Annotated in this window: 17 protein-coding genes and 2 pseudogenes; 7 read left to right on the forward strand and 12 right to left on the reverse strand. The window is 69.7% G+C overall.

Going from position 1 to position 16,117, the window contains the following annotated elements; translation table 11 throughout:
• Positions 1-345: 345 nt before the first annotated feature.
• Positions 346-999 carry a TetR/AcrR family transcriptional regulator gene (locus EIY87_RS31250; protein ID WP_125313384.1) on the reverse strand — a complete coding sequence of 218 codons (654 nt, stop codon included), beginning with the start codon at positions 997-999 and terminating at the stop codon, positions 346-348.
• 257 nt (positions 1,000-1,256) lie between these two features.
• On the opposite strand from EIY87_RS31250, the gene EIY87_RS31255 reads away from it, so the two are divergent.
• A complete protein-coding gene (locus EIY87_RS31255; protein WP_125313385.1) occupies positions 1,257-2,090 on the forward strand; it encodes an enoyl-CoA hydratase/isomerase family protein in 834 nt (277 codons plus the stop codon).
• A 13-nt stretch (positions 2,091-2,103) separates the two neighbouring features.
• Positions 2,104-3,117 (forward strand): NADPH:quinone reductase, encoded by a 1,014-nt coding sequence (locus tag EIY87_RS31260; RefSeq protein ID WP_125313386.1) that lies wholly within the window; start codon positions 2,104-2,106, stop codon positions 3,115-3,117.
• A gap of 346 nt (positions 3,118-3,463) precedes the next feature.
• Here the strand turns inward: EIY87_RS31260 and EIY87_RS49320 are convergent.
• A pseudogene (locus EIY87_RS49320) lies at positions 3,464-3,613 on the reverse strand (hypothetical protein); the annotation flags it as partial.
• 460 nt (positions 3,614-4,073) lie between these two features.
• Here EIY87_RS49320 and EIY87_RS31270 point away from each other — a divergent pair.
• A complete protein-coding gene (locus EIY87_RS31270) occupies positions 4,074-4,976 on the forward strand; it encodes an alpha/beta fold hydrolase (RefSeq protein ID WP_125313387.1) in 903 nt (300 codons plus the stop codon).
• On the opposite strand, the gene EIY87_RS49325 is transcribed toward EIY87_RS31270, so the two are convergent.
• A complete protein-coding gene (locus EIY87_RS49325) occupies positions 4,973-5,230 on the reverse strand; it encodes a hypothetical protein (RefSeq protein WP_158641388.1) in 258 nt (85 codons plus the stop codon). The genes EIY87_RS31270 and EIY87_RS49325 overlap by 4 nt on opposite strands.
• Positions 5,231-5,245: 15 nt before the next feature.
• On the opposite strand from EIY87_RS49325, the pseudogene EIY87_RS49330 reads away from it, so the two are divergent.
• The 3 genes and pseudogenes from EIY87_RS49330 to EIY87_RS31285 all read left to right on the forward strand — a co-directional run.
• Positions 5,246-5,497, forward strand: a pseudogene (locus tag EIY87_RS49330) (alpha/beta hydrolase); the annotation flags it as partial.
• A gap of 112 nt (positions 5,498-5,609) precedes the next feature.
• Complete coding sequence (locus EIY87_RS49005; RefSeq protein ID WP_263855640.1) at positions 5,610-5,921, forward strand: alpha/beta hydrolase; 312 nt, start codon at positions 5,610-5,612, stop codon at positions 5,919-5,921.
• A 34-nt stretch (positions 5,922-5,955) separates the two neighbouring features.
• Positions 5,956-6,312, forward strand: a complete 357-nt coding sequence (locus EIY87_RS31285) for a beta/gamma crystallin domain-containing protein (RefSeq protein ID WP_125313389.1) — start codon at positions 5,956-5,958, stop codon at positions 6,310-6,312.
• A gap of 194 nt (positions 6,313-6,506) precedes the next feature.
• Here EIY87_RS31285 and EIY87_RS31290 read toward each other — a convergent pair whose 3' ends face one another.
• Positions 6,507-6,725 (reverse strand): hypothetical protein, encoded by a 219-nt coding sequence (locus tag EIY87_RS31290; RefSeq protein ID WP_125313390.1) that lies wholly within the window; start codon positions 6,723-6,725, stop codon positions 6,507-6,509.
• On the opposite strand from EIY87_RS31290, the gene EIY87_RS31295 reads away from it, so the two are divergent.
• Positions 6,724-7,200, forward strand: a complete 477-nt coding sequence (locus EIY87_RS31295; RefSeq protein ID WP_125313391.1) for an Lrp/AsnC family transcriptional regulator — start codon at positions 6,724-6,726, stop codon at positions 7,198-7,200. The genes EIY87_RS31290 and EIY87_RS31295 overlap by 2 nt on opposite strands.
• A gap of 11 nt (positions 7,201-7,211) precedes the next feature.
• Here EIY87_RS31295 and EIY87_RS31300 read toward each other — a convergent pair whose 3' ends face one another.
• The 8 genes from EIY87_RS31300 to EIY87_RS31335 all read right to left on the reverse strand — a co-directional run bounded on the left by EIY87_RS31300 (position 7,212) and on the right by EIY87_RS31335 (position 16,071).
• Positions 7,212-7,889, reverse strand: coding sequence for a response regulator (locus EIY87_RS31300; protein WP_125313392.1), 678 nt, complete (start codon positions 7,887-7,889; stop codon positions 7,212-7,214).
• Positions 7,886-9,190: a sensor histidine kinase gene (locus tag EIY87_RS31305; protein WP_225440134.1), complete on the reverse strand. Its 1,305-nt coding sequence runs from the start codon at positions 9,188-9,190 to the stop codon at positions 7,886-7,888. The genes EIY87_RS31300 and EIY87_RS31305 overlap by 4 nt, the downstream gene beginning before the upstream one ends.
• A 37-nt stretch (positions 9,191-9,227) precedes the next feature.
• Entirely contained in the window at positions 9,228-10,037 is an 810-nt protein-coding gene (locus tag EIY87_RS31310; protein ID WP_125313394.1) for an ABC-2 transporter permease, read from the reverse strand.
• Positions 10,034-10,972, reverse strand: coding sequence for an ABC transporter ATP-binding protein (locus EIY87_RS31315; protein ID WP_125313395.1), 939 nt, complete (start codon positions 10,970-10,972; stop codon positions 10,034-10,036). Before EIY87_RS31315 ends, EIY87_RS31310 begins: the two co-directional genes overlap by 4 nt.
• A 135-nt stretch (positions 10,973-11,107) precedes the next feature.
• Positions 11,108-12,454 (reverse strand): ferredoxin reductase family protein, encoded by a 1,347-nt coding sequence (locus EIY87_RS31320; protein ID WP_125313396.1) that lies wholly within the window; start codon positions 12,452-12,454, stop codon positions 11,108-11,110.
• Positions 12,455-12,575: 121 nt separating this feature from the next.
• Positions 12,576-14,864, reverse strand: a complete 2,289-nt coding sequence (locus tag EIY87_RS31325) for an FtsX-like permease family protein (protein ID WP_125313397.1) — start codon at positions 14,862-14,864, stop codon at positions 12,576-12,578.
• Positions 14,861-15,550: an ABC transporter ATP-binding protein gene (locus EIY87_RS31330; RefSeq protein ID WP_125313398.1), complete on the reverse strand. Its 690-nt coding sequence runs from the start codon at positions 15,548-15,550 to the stop codon at positions 14,861-14,863. The genes EIY87_RS31325 and EIY87_RS31330 overlap by 4 nt, the downstream gene beginning before the upstream one ends.
• Complete coding sequence (locus EIY87_RS31335) at positions 15,550-16,071, reverse strand: PadR family transcriptional regulator (RefSeq protein ID WP_125313399.1); 522 nt, start codon at positions 16,069-16,071, stop codon at positions 15,550-15,552. The genes EIY87_RS31330 and EIY87_RS31335 overlap by 1 nt, the downstream gene beginning before the upstream one ends.
• Positions 16,072-16,117 lie beyond the last annotated feature (46 nt).

Here is a 16,117-nt window from a genome sequence, read left to right on the forward strand (position 1 = left end):
GATGCCCGGATTGCCCCTCCGACCTGCGCTGATGCGTAGTTTAGCTCCGCACATGCCGATGGCAGTACGTTCGACAGGGGCGCAGGGCGGCGAAGGCGTACGAGACGGCGAGGTAGGCGAAGCGGAGGAGCTCGAGCTGTAATCGTGCCGACCAGGACTGCTCGCGACGTTATGCCTGTTGACCTGCGCGGATGGACTTTCCGGCACCGGCAACATCGAGGTCTTTCGGGTGAGGTGGGTAGGAACCCCCATCTTCGAAAGAACTCGCCCCTCATCCCGCATCACCGCGCCGGCAGCTACGCTTTGCCCGCTGTTGGGGCGGGCGTCCGTGAGCACGGCGTGGTGTCAGGATTTCGAGAGCGGGCTGGGCCGTCGACCCGGTCGTGGACCGTTGGCAGGTTGACTGAGGTCGTCCAGCCGAGGGGGACTCGGCAACTCGCGATCGGTGGCGGCATCGGATAGCCCGGCAAGAAGGATTGCCAGCGTACGTTCCCACGCCGCATCTCCAGTCGTGCTCTCCCTGCTGCACTGCACAGCCAGGAGGACAAGAAGAAGATCTTCGGGAACAACACCCGCCCTCAGCACGCCCGCGTCCTGTCCAGCGCTGATGAGCTTCAGTTGGCGCTGTCGGAGCTGGCGACGCAAGCGACCCGCAATCTGCGAGTCCGGCAGAGGGAGTGTGAACGTTCGGATCAGGCTGCGATCGACGAGCCCGCGAGCGCAGAGGCCCCGCACGTAGGAGAGAACCGCCTCCTCGGGAGCCAACGCGAGTGCGTCGTCAGCGGTGTTCACGTGCTCCTGCAGGCGCTGTTCGATGACGGCTTGGACGAGCTGCGCGCGGTCGAAGTGGCGCGACAGCGTTGCCACGCCGACCCCGGCGGCCGCGGCGACCTCAGCCAGCGGCACCTCGCAACCATGCTCGGCGAATACCACTCGCGCAGCGCTGATGATCCGAGCACGACTTTCCATCGCATCTCGTCGTAGCGGCTTCACGGACATGCCGCCACCGTAGCATCTGGAAGTAATGCTTCCATCTTCAGTTCAGCCGCGGTACGGTGGGCGCAAGATGGAAACATTACTTCCACATAGGTGCCTGACCGGTGCGGGGTGCCCTCGGGGCCGACCATGGGGACCCGGAGCGTGCCCGTCGGCCGCGACGTGGTGGTCCTCCTCGTCGAACGCTGCCCGGGGCGGCAGCGAGACAATTCGTCGCACCCCCGCTGTGGTGGCTGAGATTCAAAGGTGGGAGATGTCATATGGTGACGGCCGTTGGTTATGAGTTGTTCGAATCGGTCGACGTGGAGATCAGCAGGGCCGTGGCGACTGTGAGGTTGTTGACCTCAGAACGAGTAGCGGTTCTCAGTGCGCAGGGCTCTCAAGCTGAACTCCACTACGACCTCGGCAGGGCGCTCGCACGATTGCGGGAGGATGACGCGGTCAGAGTCGTCGTCATCACTGGCATCGACGACGGCGCGCCGTGGATTCTGCCGGCTCCCCCCTACGTCGAGGGCGGCAAGCTCGATCCCGAGCCGATCGATTTTCCGGATTGGATGTGGAGAGGGTTTCAGGGCGTGCGACTGACTCAGCAAACGCTGGCCGAAATGGAGAAGCCGGTGATCGCTCGAGTCAACGGAGACTGTGTCGGGTTCAGTCAAAGCATCATGTTCGGCTGCGACCTGGTCGTCGCCAGGGACGATGCGATAGTGGCTGATGTGCATATGGACCTGCGGAAGATCTTCGGGTTCGACACGGTTCCGGGTGACGGCGGAGGCGCATTGGTGCCCTTGCACATGTTCCCGGCCAAAGCGATGGAATACCTGCTTCTTGCCAAGCCCTATACAGCCGCTGAACTGGCCGACATGGGTGCGATCAATTACGCCGTGCCACCGGCTGAACTCGATCAAGTCGTTGACGGCATGGTTCGTCAGCTTCTGTCGAAGTCCGCCTATGCACTTGCTCTGACCAAGCGTGTTGTGAAGAGGCGGGTGGCCGAACAGCTCAACCTGACCCTCGACGCTGCGTCTGCGTATGAATGGGTCAACTTCCTTCACTATCGGGGCAGTAACGGCAAACCCAACCTCAATCTCTAGTCAGGAGCTCGACTTGCGAGCCATTGTCTACACTCGCCCCGGCGCCTCCGATGTCCTGTCGCTCGCCGAGCGCGACATTCCCGAACCCGGTCCGGGTGAAGTTCGGGTCCGCCTGATGCGGTCCGGAGTCAATCCCACCGATTGGCGATTCCGAATCCGGCCGCTGCCCTTCGATGAAGTGACGCCGGGCCAAGACGGCGCTGGCGTCGTCGACGCGGTGGGGCCGCAGGTAGCCGATTGTGCGGTCGGCGATCGCGTCTGGCTGTTTCTCGCCCAGCATGGAAAGCCTTTCGGTACGGCAGCTGAGTACGTGGTGCAACCGATCAGCCGCGTCGTTCCCTTGCCTGATGGAGTGAGCTTCGACATCGGTGCCGCAATCGGGGTGCCCGCCTTGACTGCGCATCGTGCTCTGACTGTGCACGATCGCGGCCCCTCGCATCTAGGGCCAGGCGCGATGACCGGACTGACGGTCCTGGTGCAGGGCGGTGCAGGTGCAGTTGGCAACGCCGCAGTCCAGTTGGCGCGCTGGTCGGGCGCAACCGTCGTCACAACGGTGAGTTCCACCAGCAAGGAATCATTGGCAAAGGCCGCTGGCGCCCACCATGTGATCAACTATCGGCAAGGCGACGCCGAGAGCGCGGTACGCGCCGCCGCGCCCGACGGGGTGGACTTGGTGGTGGAGGTCGCTCCAGCCCAGAACAACGCACTGGACCTTGCTGTTGTGAAAACCGGCGGAACCGTATCGATCTATGCCAAGCACGGGGGCGACGAATACTCAGTACCCGTTTTGGAAACCTATTTCAAGAACCTTCGATATCAGTACCTTGTCTTGTACTCCCTGCACGCCGAGGCGCTGGCACAGGCGGCGAGTGACGTCACGGCGGCCATCGCCACTGGTGGCTTCCGCATCGGCGGCGACTCTGGACTCCCGATCCATCACTACCCCCTCGCGGACGCTGCGGCGGCGCAGGACGCGGTCGAACAAGGAGCGGTCGGCAAAGTTCTTTTGGACATAGCGGACACATGATTGTGACGCCGATGCGATGCGGGGTCCTTTCCGCACCACGATCGACCTCGCTCATGGTGGGGCATCGACTGGCCGTCCGCGCCTCAGCTGACCTCCGGTCGGTGGCCGCCCGAGGAAATCGAAAATCCCCGGAAACTTGTTGACGCCAACCGGCGCGGCAGGTCGACCTGTACGTAGCCTGGAACATTCGTGTGTAGGCCGGCATGGCCCGGCCACCGGGGTCGGTGGCCGGGATCGGGGCTCGGGCGAAGTCGGCGTGAAGGGCCTGTTCCGCGAGGTTGCCTCGTAATTGGTCGCCCAGGTCGGCGAGCGCCTGGCCGCGCCGTGCGTCGGCGTCCGCGATGGCTGCGGCGACCGCGCTGCGCGCTTCGGGGTTGTCGTGGAGGAAGGTTCGTGAGACAGCGGCCCGACGGCCGACGGCGGCGATGCTGATTGGGGTCTTTTCCCGGTGTAGACGGGAAATCGCATCGTGAACGCGATCGAGTGCGGCCTGCGTGCTGCGGCGGCGGGCAGCCTACGCGGCGGCCGTGCGGGGTTCGTTAACGGTCGTGGTGGTCATGCGGTGGCTTCTCCGGAGTCCTCGGCGGTGGTGTCGTCCTCGTCCGCTGCGGTGGCGAGGTCAGCGGCGCGGAAGGCGGTGGACCAGCGAGAACCGGCTATGCAGCCGTGGCCGCGCCAATCGTGGAGTTCTCCCGCCGGCAGCGGCGCGAGCTGGCGGTCGCTCGCGCTTGACACATTAACAAAGTTCAGGCAAGCTGACCGCAGTCGCAGATTAACTTAGTTAGGGAGTGTGCCGCGGTGGGCACCGCGGTTTGTCCCCCGTGCGAGCTACGCGCAAGTGCCCACTGTGTGGTGATGATCAAGAGCCCGCTGATTCCCTAGCCTGCGGGGCGTCCGCGGCATTCGGGTCGCGAATCCGGATCGGCTCACGTCGAAAGACCCTCACTGGAGAACTGATGTTCCGCAACGTCAAGACAGCCGCTGTCGCCGCACTGGTGTGCGCCATGGCCGGGCCGGTGCTGGCCGGGTGCGACGAGGCTTCGGAGTCGGCCACCCCGGCGACGGCGACCGGCACCGGAAACGCCGGCCAGAGCCCGATTTCCGGCACCGCGAAGATCACCGTCGATGGCCGGTCGGTGAACGTGTCCTGTTCCGGCACCCAGGTCGACGGCCAGCCGGTCGTGGTCCTGCTCGCCGGGCTCGGCGACGGCCTGGACAAACTGGCCGACTTCCAGAAGACGCTGAGTGAGAAGCACCGGGTCTGCTCCTACGACCGGCTCGGCGAAGGCGCCAGCGACCAGCCGCCGGGCCCGCAGACGCTCGAGAGCAGCGGCAAGGTCCTGACCGGGGTGCTGGACCGCGTCGCCGGCGGTCGTCCCGCCGTGCTGGCCGCGCACTCCATGGGCGGGCTGATCGCCGCCCGCTACACCCCCGCCCACCAGGACCGCGTCGCGGGGCTCGTCCTGATGGACGCCACTCCGTCGACCATCGTCGCCGACACCAGCGCGGGCATCCCGGAGTCCGCCACCGGGCCGGCGGCCGAAGCCCGCGCGGGGGCCGTCGCGGGCTACACCGGCCAGAACCCGGAGCAGCTGTCCATTCAGGACGGAGAGGTGGGCTACGCCGGCGACATCCCGGTCGTGGTGATCCGGCACGGGCAGCCCTACCTCGCCCAGCAGATCCCGCAGTACGGGGAGGCGCTGGAAAAGGCGTGGACCGCGGGGCAGGAGAAGTGGCTCGACCTGTCCAGCCGCAGCGAGGCCGTCGTGGCCACCACCAGCGATCACTACATCTACGTCAACCAGCCGGCGATCGCCGTCGAGGCCGTCCAGCACGTCATCGCCGAAGCCAAGAACTAGCCTTCCATGTCGTCGAAAGAACCGGTCATCGCCTGGCGCCCGGCGTTGCTCGCCCGCACGTTCCAGGTGGCTTTCCCGGTACTGAGCCGGCTTTTGCTCGAATCCCCGAAGCTGCGGTTCACGGCGAAGCCCGTCGCCGCGCCGGAGCGGATCACGATCCCCACCCGGCACGGCGACATCGCCGCCTGCTGTATTCGCCGGTGCGCGGGGACATCGAGGTGGAACGGCGCCCTCCGGTGCACCTGCTGCTCCACGGCGGGGCGTTCGTGGTGCGCCGCCCGGAACAGGAGGACAACGTCGCCCGGTACCTGGCCGGTGAACTGGGTTGCCACGTCGTCCTTCCCGACTACGACGTGAGCCCGCAGGTGCGGTTTCCCGTTGCGGAGCAGGAATGCTACGACGTCTACCGCTGGATTCGGGACCAGGCCGGCACGCGCGGCTGGGACGCGAACCGGGTCTCGGTCGGCGGGGCCAGCGCGGGCGCCAAACTCGCGCTGAGCCTGATCGTCCAGGCCCTGCAGGATGAGCAGCCGCTGCCGGTGGCGGCCAGCCTGGAGTACGGGGCGTCGGACTTCACCCTGCCCCGATGCGAGCCGCACCTCACCGAGGAAGCTTCCCGTCATCGGGCCCTGGATGCTGCGGATGATCCGCGAGACCTACCTGCTCGGCGCCGACCTGGCCGATCCGGTCGTGTCACCGGCCAAGTACGGGAAACCGGGCGTCTTCCCACCGCTGCTGATCCTCACCGGCGGCCTCGACACCCTCCGCCACGACATGCGCGCCTTCGCCGAAAGAGTCGGCGCGGACGGCGGTGAAGTCACCTACCACGAATTCGCCGGCGCGGACCACGGGTTCACCCACTGCAAGCCCGTGGAGACCGCGCGGACGGCCATCACGATGATCGGCGACCACCTCCGCGTCGCCTACGCCGTGGCTCGCCGATAACGGCGGACCATTCGGAAACAAGAGAAGGGGAAACATGATGAAGGGTAAACTCGTCGGTGCGGCCGCCGCCGCGGCCGCGCTGGGGGCGATCCTCCTGCCGGCTCCGGCCGCTTCGGCCGCGCAGGTTCCCTGCGGTGACCCCAATTTCGTCAAGGTCACCTACCACACCGTCGCACCCATCGGTCAGCGGTACACCTGTTTCGCCGGCGCGGGATGGAATTCGTTCAAGGGCGACGTCGGCTTCACCAGCTGGATGGACGAAATCCGGACCGGCAACAACGACGTGACCTTCCGGGACTGCAACGGCGCGCTGGTCGACGTGCCCAGGTACCTCACGCTCCACTTCACCACCGCTCGCTGTCTTCGCGACGTCGGCATCAAGCCGTACTGAGCCCGCGGGGGAGTCCACGGCGGGCGCGGGTGGGGCAGGTGCGTGGCCTGCCCCACCCGGTGCGGTGGCGGACCTGGCCTCCGGCGCCGGCACCGCGGTCGAACAGGTGTCGGACGTGCTCGAGGGCTCCCGGCTCGACCGCCTCATCCATCGTCGGCACCACATCGCGGCCGGGCTCGCCCGGGTACCGCCGGTCAAGCGGTCCACCGGGGTACGGGCAGGTCTCGCTTCGGTGCCGAGGGGGCCCGGAGCGAGGCTTCCCGCAGCACGCCGGCGACGATCTCGGCCTGGTCGGGGGACAGGGTGAAGGGCAGCCGGAGCCACCGGTCGGCGGTGCCGTCGACGGTGCGGTCCTGGCGGCACCGGAAGCCGCGTGACAGGCGGCGGGCCCGGCGCCGATACGTTCGCACCATGAGCGAAAACTCGACCATGGACCGGATCGATCGGCAGATCGTGCGCGAACTCCAGCAGGACGCCCGCATCCCCATGCGCGACCTCGCCGAGATCGTGGGGGTGGCCGCCTCCACCTGTTCCGAACGCATCCGCCGCCTGCGGTCTCGAGGCTTGATCACCGGCTTCCACGCCGACGTCGACCTCGCGGCACTGGGCCGCTCGGTGCAGGCGATGGTCTTCGCGCAGATCCGCCCGCTGACCCGCGCGCTGATCGGCCGGTTCCACGAGGAGGCGCTGGCCATGCCCGAGGTCATGGCGGTGTTCGTGCTCGCGGGCGGCGACGACTTCCTGCTGCACGTGGGCGTCGGTGACGTGGCCCAGCTGCACGGCTTCCTGGTCGACAAGCTCAGCAGCCGCAAGGAGATCGTGCAGTTCCGCAGCTCGATCATCTTCTCCCACGGCGAGAAGCGGGCCCTCGAAGACCTGACGCCGTAGCGCGGCCGCGGTCAGCCGGGTGGGTTCGGCCGGGTCAGGCCGAGGTCGTAGGCGAGGATCACGGCCTGAACGCGGTCGCGCGCACCGACTTTCGCGAGCACGCGGCCGACGTGGGTCTTGACCGTCGATTCGGACAGGACGAGCCGCTCGGCGATCTCCTTGTTGGTCCAGCCTTGCCCGATGGCCCGCAGGATGTCGCGTTCCCGTGCCGTCAACGACAGCCAGCGGGGGTCCGCGGGTGGCTCCGAAGTGGCCGCGCCGTCGGGTAGCCGGTGGCCGTAGGTGTCGAGGAGCCGCCGGGTGAGGGCGGGGGCGATGACGGCGTCGCCGCTTGCGACCGCTCTGATGCCGGCGAGCAGTTCCTCGGGGTGGGCGTCCTTGAGCAGGAACCCGCTGGCTCCGGCGCGGAGCGCGGCGTAGGCGTATTCGTCGAGGTCGAAGGTGGTCAGGACGAGGATGCGGGAGCGGCCGCCGGTGGCGAGGATCCGTCGGGTCGCTTCGATGCCGTCCATGCCGGGCATGCGGATGTCCATGAGCACCACGTCGGGCCGCAGTTCCGCGGTCCGGCGCACGGCTTCGGCGCCGTGGGCGGCTTCGCCGACGACTTCGGTGTCCGGCGTCGCGTCCAGCAGCATGCGAAAACCGAAGCGCTGCAACGGCTGGTCGTCGGCGATGAGGATGGTGGTCACGGCGCTCTCTCCGGTGGCGGCGCGATGTCGAGGACGGCGTGCACGACCCACCCGCCGCCGGGTGCGGGACCCGCGTCGACGGTGCCGCCGTACAACGCGGCGCGTTCCCGCATCCCGGCCAGCCCGTGCCCCTGCTCCGCGGGGTGCCGAGGTCGCGCGGCGGTGTCGGCGCGTCCGTCGTCCCGGACCCGGATGCGCAGCTCCGGGCCTTCGGCGGCGACCGAGACGTCGATCCGGGTGCGCGGGCCGGCGTGGTTGAGCGTGTTCGTGAACGCTTCCTGGACGATGCGGTAGGCCATGAGCTGCACTCCCCGGTCGAGGTGGTCGAGTTCGCCCGCGGTCCGGTAGACGACCTCCGGGCCGGCCGCGCGGATCCGCGCGCACAACGCGGCCAGGTCGGCGATGCCCGGCTGGGGCGCGAGCTCGGGTCCGTCCGCTTCTTCGCGCAGCACGCCCAGCATGCGCCGCAGCTCGCCGAGCGCTTGACGGCCGGCGTCGCCCACCAGCCGCAGCGCTTCCTTGCTGCGCTCCGGGGCGGCGTCGGCCGCGTAGCTGCCGCCGTCGGCGAGCGTGATCATGACCGACAGGTTGTGGCCGATGATGTCGTGCATCTCGCGAGCCACGCGCACGCGCTCGCTGGCGGCCGCCAGCCGGCTGCGCTGGTCGCGTTCGATCTCCAGGCGCACCGCGCGGTCGCGCAGGCTGGCGAGCTGGGCCCGGCGGATCCGGACCGCCAGTCCCAGCGCGACGGCCGCGGTGACTGCGGTGAGCAGGAAGAACAGCGCTTCCCAGAAAGACACGAGATCGGAAACCCGCGCGGCCACGGGAAGCAGCGAGGCGACCGCGGCCGCGCAGGCCCACGGCAGGTGCCGAAGCCGCCCGTGCAGCGTCACGCTGTAGAGCGCCACGAGCAGGGCGACGTCGGCGCGCAGGAAGACGCCGAGCGACGACTGGACGAGGAAGACGGCCGCCGTCAGAGCCAGCGCGGCGGACGGCGCCCGCCGCCGCCACAGCAAGGGCAGCAGGAGGCCCGCTTGGAGGGCCAGGGTGCCCGCTGCCGGCAGGGGACCGGCCATGCGCAGCAGCTCTTCCGGGCCGCCGTCTCCGTCGTGCGGGAACAGGTCCGGCAGGCAGAACAGGACGAAGAGCGCGGCCACGACGGCGAGGTCCAGCACCCACGGCCGCCGCCGGTCCGCCTGCCGGGTCCACTGGCCGAGCCGGGCCAGCCGGGTGACCAGCGAGTGCGCCGGCAGCGCGGCGGTCCACGACAGGAGCGTCGCGGCCTGATCGTCCCTGCGCACGTGCCTCACCCGTTCCATCGTGGCGGAAAACGCCCGCTCAGGCGTCCGACCGCGCCAGCCGGTACGCGGCTCCGCCCAGGAGCAGGACCGTCCAGCCGAGGAAGACCAGCAGGCCCGCGGTCGGCGACAGGCTGGTGGCGTCGTGGGTCAGCGCGAACATCGACTGGCCCGCGTTGCTCGGCAGGTACGGGCTGATGTCGTCCTGCCAGGAGGTCGGTAGCAGCGAGATGAGGCCGGGAATCAGCATGAGCACCGCGACGAGGACCGAGATACCGCCGGCGACCGAACGCAGCAGCGCGCCCAGCGCGACCCCGAGCACGCCGATCAGGCCCAGGTAGAGCCCGGCGCCCAGCAGGCTGCGCACGACACCGGCGTGCGACAGCGTCATCGCCGCGGGTGTCGCGGCCACGATGCCGCTGCCGATGGCGAAGGCGACGAACACCCCGGTCACGCCGGCGAGCAGCGCGACGACGCCGTACACCGCCGACTTGGACCACAGGACGGGCAGCCGGCGCGGCACCCCGGTCAGCGTGGAGCGGATCATGCCGGTCGAGTACTCGCCGGCGGTGACCAGTACCCCCAGCACGCCCAGCGCCAGTTGCGCGAAGTTCGTGCCGAACAACGACAGGCTGAGTGCGGTGGCGTTGGCGAAGTCTTCGTCGAGCGGCTGGCCGGAGCCGACGCTGGACTCGTACCGCGCGGCGGAGATCAGCCCGAAGGCCACCAGGAACACCAGGCCGAGGCCGAGGGTGATCCAGGTGGAGCGCAGCGACCAGAGCTTCGTCCACTCCGAACGCAGGACGCGGAGCCCGGTCACGCGGTAGGCGGGCGTCGTCAGTGTGCTCATGCCGACAGCTCCAGGGTGTCGAGTCCGGACGTGACGCCGTGGTACTCGACGGCGTCGCGGGTCAGGTCCATGAAGGCCTCCTCGAGGGAAACCGTTCGTGCGGAAAGCTCGAACAGCGCGATGCCGTGTTCGGCGGCCTTCAGCCCGATGGCGCGGGCCGGGAGGCCGCTGATTTGCAGCTCTTCGGAGCCGGTGCGGCCGACGACCTCGACACCGGGGCCGGCCAGGACGTCGCGCAGCCGGCCCGGCTCGGCCGTGGCCACGTGCACGGTGTCGCCGCCGGCGCTGCGGACGAGGTCGTGCACGGTCGTGTCGGCGAGCAGCCGTCCCCGGCCGACGACGATCAGGTGCTCCGCGACGAGCGCCATCTCGCTCATGAGGTGCGAGGACACGAAGACCGTCCGGCCGTCGGCCGCGAGCTCGGTGAGCAAGGTGCGGATCCAGAGGACGCCCTCGGGATCCAGGCCGTTGACCGGTTCGTCGAGCATGATCGTCGCGGGGTCGCCCAGCAGGGCGGCGGCGATCCCCAGCCGCTGGCCCATGCCGAGCGAGAAGTTCCCGGCGCGTTTCTTCGCCACGGACTGCAGCCCGGCCAGCTCGATCACTTCGTCGACGCGCCGGCGCGGGATCCCGTGGGTCTGGGCTTGCGCGAGCAGGTGGTCGTGGGCCGACCGGCCCGGGTGCACCGACTTCGCCTCGAGCAGGACCCCGACCTCCTGCAGCGGCGCGCGGTGCTCGGCGTAGCGGCGGCCGTTGACCGTGACCGAGCCGGCGGTCGGGGCGTCGAGCCCGACGATCATCCGCATCGTGGTCGACTTGCCCGCGCCGTTGGGGCCGAGGAAACCGGTGACCGCGCCCGGGCGGACGGTGAAGTCCAAGCCGTCCACCGCGGTCTTCACCCCGTATCGTTTCGTCAGTTGTCGTGCTTCGATCATTGTTCGTCCCCTGGAATTCCGGACCGGACAGCCCGGTCCGTTCGCTTTTCACGCTAGGGCCGGGGCCGAGGCGGAACGTGGTACCGGGGAAGGGAATCGGTGCCGCCCGTAGTACCTGGGTACGACGGGCGGTTCCTAGCGGAACTCGAAGTGCTCGGCGTGCACGTAATCGCGCGGGATGCCGTTGCGCCGCAGGCCGGCTCCGAGCTCCGCGACCATCGCCGCCGGACCGCACAGGAACACGTGCGTGTCCGGCGTTACCGGACCTGCTTCGGCCTCGATGCGGTCGATGGTGAGCCTGCCGTGCTCCTGGGAGAAGATCGGGTGCACTTCGAGGTTCGGCAACCGGTCGGCGGCCGCGACGAGGTCGGCCAGGAACACCGCGTCGGCCTCGGTGCCGACGCAGTAGAACAGATCGATGCGGCTCGGCTCGCCGACCCGCTCGGTGGTCAGCCAGCCCAGGAACGGCGCGACTCCGATACCGCCGGCGATCCAGATCTGGCGCGCACCGCCGACGGTGTGGTCGAACATGCCGTACGGGCCGTTGACCACGGCCGGCAGCCCGGGGCGCAGGTTCTCGTGCAGCCGCCGGGTGTCCCGGCCGCGGGCGCGGATGGTGAGCCGGACCGAGCCGTCCGGCGACGTCCCGGCCACGCTGAACGGGTGTTCGCGCCACCGGTGTTCCCCGCCCACGCTGAGGTAGACGAACTGCCCGCCCCGCAACGGCGAACCGGCACCGGTCGGCGTCAGCAGGACGTCGGTGATGTGTGGTCCCGGGCGGAGCACCTCCTTGATCACGTAGCCTGCTTTCGCCGCTCTGCGCCGGAGCAGCAGTTCGTCGTAGCCGTACGCGATGACCCCGACCGCGCTGATGATCAGGTAGAGGACACGCAGTACGGCCGATCCCGCCAGTACCTCGTCGAGCAGCCAGCCGTGCACCAGTGCGGCGATCAGCAACAGGCCGATGAACCGGTGCGTCACCAGCCAAAGCCGGTAGCCGACCCGCAGCAGCCGGCTCACCCGGGCCAGCGAAACCAGGATCAGCGCGATCAAGCCGAGCGCGGCGAACAAACCCAGCGCCCGCCCCGCCTCGCCGGAGGAGGTGAGCGCCTCCTCGGGCGCCGTCCTGCCGCCGCCGGTGATCAGCGTGTGCGGGATGAAGAGCAGGAGGGACCAGATGCCGCACAGCCGATGCCAGAAGTACACGCGGTCCAGGCCGCCGAAGCAGCGTTCCACTGTGGACAAGCGGGTGGCCAGCAGCGTCGTCCAGGACATCAGGTAGACCGCGAGCACGCCGAGGACTTCGCCCAGCAGGTAGGAAGTGGCGATCCCGTCCGGCCGGAGCTTGCTCCAGGCCGCCACCACCGCACCGGCACCGGAAACGACGGCCAGTGGGCCGGCGTGCCGCAGCTTCAGCCGGACGTCCATCGGCCGGCGCAGGATGCGGATGACGTAGACGGCGATGGCGACGAGGAACGACATGGCGCGACTCCACGTGTCGGCCGGCAGGTTCCCGGCTTAACTAAGTTCAGGATGCTTGAACTTTGTTAAGGTGTCAAGGCGGCCGATGCTGAAGCTGAACGTCTTGCGGCTCGGCGGCTGTTCACTCCGAGCGCAGAGTGTCCAACCGGGTCACTTGCCGAAGCAACGGAATCGTCAGCACGGTGACCAGCAGAACCGCTGCCACCGTGGTGGCCGCGAGTGCGAGCAGCACGGGGACGTCGATGACCATCGGCCGGTCCGCCAGCCGCAGGAACGGCGCGGTCAGCCCGAGCCCGGCCGCGACCGCCAGCACCACGCCGACCACCACCGGAATCGCGGTCTGCCACAGCGATCCGCGGGCCAGCACCCCGATCGGCACTCCGGCCGCGGACAACGCCGCGAGTGGCCGCCGTCGCTCGCTGATCTGCTCGACCGACAACATCAGCAGGCTCATCGCGGCCACCGCGAGCACGAACAGCGACGCGGTGATCAGCACCGAACGGAAGCTCTCCACCTGCTGCTGTTCACGGGCGAGGAAATCGTCGGGGTAGCCGTTCCTGCCGACCGTGGCGTGCCACACGAGCGGCCGCACTGCCTTCGCGATCTCGTCGGTCAGTGCCCGCGGGTCGCCGGTGCCCGACACGTGCACCACGATCGCCGCGTCCGGCAGCGCGAGCGCACCGAGGGCGCCCGGCGTGACGAGCAGGGTTCCGTCCGCGGCTGTCGTCGTGTCGCCCGGCGGCACGACCTTGACGGTGCCCGGGATCGTCCACTCCGGACCGTCCAGCTGCCTGCCGTGGGAATGGGCCTCGAGCCGCACCGTGCCGGCCGGGGTGGTGCCGCCTCCCGCGGGCTCGATGTAGAAGACGTCGCCGTCGGCGCAATCGCCGAAGTCGGCCTGCACCCGGAGTGCCACGCAGTCGCCGACCACGCCGGAGGTCTCCCGCTGCCCGGACGTGAACGTGACGTACCTGGCCGGGTGCACGCCGGTCACGCCCGGCACCGACCTCGCCAGGGTGGCGACCTCCGCCTCGTGCGCGGCGGTCGTCGGCACCCGGACCGGCGCCGCGGCCACGCCGGCCGGCGACCTCTGCTGCCGGGCGCCGTCGCCGAGTGAGGTGAGCACGCCCTGGATCAGGATCGTGCCGGCCAGCACGACGACCACACCGGACACCACGCGGCTGGCGGTGCCGCTGTCGAGCTGCAGCCGGCGGATCGCGAGCTGCCATGACGGCGGACCGCCGTGCAGCCGGTCCACGAGCCGCTCGACCAGCCACGGCAGCAGGGCCGTGACGCCCAGCAGCAGGAACACGCTGCCCGTCGCGAGCGCCAGCGCAGGGGCGGCGTCGCCGTTTCCAGGGTCGAACGCGAAAGTGGCGGCCAGGCACAGGACGCCGACGACGGTGAGCGCCCAGCGCCACGCCATCCGCCGCCGCACCGGTTTGCCCTGCCGGACCACACCGAGCGGTTCCACGATCGTGCGGCGCAGCCCGAACAACGCCGAGCCGATCGCGAGCCCCGGGACCAGCAGGACGATCACCACGACCAGCGGCCAGGACGGGACGAGGTCCGCCGGGAAGATCCGCAGGCCGAACGGCAGGATGCCGCCGACGAAGGTGCGCAGCAGGGCGAAGAGCCCGACGCCGGCCGCGAGCCCGATACCCGCCCCGACCAGCGATTCGGCCGCCGCGACGCGTTTGACCTGCCGGGAGTCGAGACCGAGCAGCCGCAACGCGGCGAGCCGGCGCTCCCGCTGCGCGGCGCCCATCCGTGAGGCGGTGGTCACGAAGATCAGCAGCGGCAGCAGCAACACCGCCGCGATCGGCAGGACGATGGCCAGCGTCGCCAGTGACAGTCCGGAGCCGGGCTGCCCGAACCCGTAGACCTCGGTGGCGTCGGCGCCTTCGGCCTGGATCTGCGCGGCGGGCACCCCGTAGTACGCGGTCAGGTCGCCGGCGTCGGCAACGCCCGCTCGCGACAGCTCGCCCACGACGTGCCCGGGCAGCCGGGTCGCCAGCGAACCGGCGCCGGGCGCGGTCAGTTTCGTGGCGAGCTCCGGCGAAACGACCAGCTCGCCCGGCGCGGGGAGCCGGTCGAGGCCCGGCGGCACCGGCGAGTCCGGCCCCGTCGCCGCGACCGCGGTGATCTTGACGTAGTCCTCGCCTGCCGAGGGGTACCACGCGTAGGTCAGCAGCGGGGCGACGCCCGCGCGCGGCTCGGTGACCGGCTTGACGGCCGCCGCCCGCTCCGCCTGTGCGCCGGTCAGGTGGTCGACGGCGGCGGCGGACAGCAGCACGGCGACCGCGAGCGCGATCCCGAACGCGCTCATCGCGAGGCGCAGCAGCGCCGCGCCGGACATCCGGCCGCCCCCGACGGCCAGCCGGAGTCCCAGCGCCAGATCCCGCATCATGCGACCAGCTCCCGGTCGACCGTGCGCCCGTCCCGCACCACGATCTCGCGGTCGGCATAGGCCGCGACCCGCGGCTCGTGGGTCACCAGCACCACCGCGGCGTGCGCTTCCCGTGCCGCCTCGGTGAGCATCCGCATGACCTTCTCGCCGCTGAGCGAATCGAGCGCGCCGGTGGGCTCGTCGGCGAAGACCACCTTCGGCCCCGTCACCAGTGCCCGCGCCACCGCGACCCGCTGCGCCTGCCCGCCGGACACGTCGCCGGGGCGGCGCTTCGCCAGCCCGTCGACCTCCAGCCGGGCAAGCCATTCGGTCGCCTCGGCCTCGGCCGGCTTCCGCTTGGCCCCGGTCAGCCGCAACGGGAGTGCGACGTTCTCCAGGCAGGACAGCTCGGGCACGAGCTGTCCGAACTGGAAGACGAAGCCGAACTCGTTGCGCCGCAGAGCACTTCGTCCCTTGTCGTCCATCCCGACGAGGTCGGCGCCGCCGTAGCTGATGGTTCCCGAGTCCGGCCGCACGATACCGGCGAGGCAGTGCAGCAGGGTCGACTTGCCGGAGCCGGAAGCGCCCATGATCGCGAGCACTTCCCCCGTCGAGACGGACAACCCCGCCCCGTCGAGGGCTTGTGTCCGGCCGAACGACTTGCGGAGTCCGTCGCCGACGAGCAACGGCGTTCGGGGCGTGGTCATCAGCGCACCGCCTTTTCGAGTTCCCCGAGGCGCGCGGCGGTCAGCTCCAGCCACCGCAGGTCCGCCTCGAGGTGAAAGAGCGCGTGGTCGCAGATCAGCTGATCGGCGAGGTCGCCCTCGTTCTTGCGCTTGGTGAGCGCACGCATCACGGTGAGGTGCTTGCTGCGCTGGACGTCGAGCACGTCGGCGGCGCTGCGGCCGGACAGCAGCGCCAGCACCACCTTCGTGTAGAGCGTGTTCTGCAGGTACGGCTGCGGGTCTTCCGGAGTGCGCAGCCACGTCTCGACGTCGGTGATCCCCGCGTCGGTGATGGTGTAGCGCTTCCGCTCCGGGCCGTCGCCGCTCTCGACGCCCGCCACCTCGACCATGCCGTTGCGCAGCAGCCGTGACAACGTCGAGTAGACCTGGCCGTACGCCAGCGGGCGGTCGTGCCCGAACTGCTCGTCGTAGGCCCGTTTCAGGTCATAGCCGTGGCGCGGGCCGGTCTCGAGCAGTGCGAGCAGGGTGTGTGAAACCGACATTCCCCTGTTCCCTCCTTTGCTCCGGAAGCCCGGTGGAGATCACTAT

The sequence above is a fragment of the Amycolatopsis eburnea genome (assembly GCF_003937945.1).
Classification (GTDB): domain Bacteria; phylum Actinomycetota; class Actinomycetes; order Mycobacteriales; family Pseudonocardiaceae; genus Amycolatopsis; species Amycolatopsis eburnea.

What these genes read in the sequence shown, in the direction of transcription:
- EIY87_RS31250 (WP_125313384.1), bottom strand. Translation starts at nt 999, where the DNA reads ATGTCCGTGAAGCCGCTACGACGAGATGCGATGGAAAGTCGTGCTCGG.
- EIY87_RS31255 (WP_125313385.1), top strand. Translation starts at nt 1,257, where the DNA reads ATGGTGACGGCCGTTGGTTATGAGTTGTTCGAATCGGTCGACGTGGAG.
- EIY87_RS31270 (WP_125313387.1), top strand. Translation starts at nt 4,074, where the DNA reads ATGTTCCGCAACGTCAAGACAGCCGCTGTCGCCGCACTGGTGTGCGCC.
- EIY87_RS49005 (WP_263855640.1), top strand. Translation starts at nt 5,610, where the DNA reads ATGCTGCGGATGATCCGCGAGACCTACCTGCTCGGCGCCGACCTGGCC.
- EIY87_RS31285 (WP_125313389.1), top strand. Translation starts at nt 5,956, where the DNA reads ATGATGAAGGGTAAACTCGTCGGTGCGGCCGCCGCCGCGGCCGCGCTG.
- EIY87_RS31295 (WP_125313391.1), top strand. Translation starts at nt 6,724, where the DNA reads ATGAGCGAAAACTCGACCATGGACCGGATCGATCGGCAGATCGTGCGC.
- EIY87_RS31290 (WP_125313390.1), bottom strand. Translation starts at nt 6,725, where the DNA reads ATGGTGCGAACGTATCGGCGCCGGGCCCGCCGCCTGTCACGCGGCTTC.
- EIY87_RS31310 (WP_125313394.1), bottom strand. Translation starts at nt 10,037, where the DNA reads ATGAGCACACTGACGACGCCCGCCTACCGCGTGACCGGGCTCCGCGTC.
- EIY87_RS31315 (WP_125313395.1), bottom strand. Translation starts at nt 10,972, where the DNA reads ATGATCGAAGCACGACAACTGACGAAACGATACGGGGTGAAGACCGCG.
- EIY87_RS31320 (WP_125313396.1), bottom strand. Translation starts at nt 12,454, where the DNA reads ATGTCGTTCCTCGTCGCCATCGCCGTCTACGTCATCCGCATCCTGCGC.
- EIY87_RS31325 (WP_125313397.1), bottom strand. Translation starts at nt 14,864, where the DNA reads ATGATGCGGGATCTGGCGCTGGGACTCCGGCTGGCCGTCGGGGGCGGC.
- EIY87_RS31330 (WP_125313398.1), bottom strand. Translation starts at nt 15,550, where the DNA reads ATGACCACGCCCCGAACGCCGTTGCTCGTCGGCGACGGACTCCGCAAG.
- EIY87_RS31335 (WP_125313399.1), bottom strand. Translation starts at nt 16,071, where the DNA reads ATGTCGGTTTCACACACCCTGCTCGCACTGCTCGAGACCGGCCCGCGC.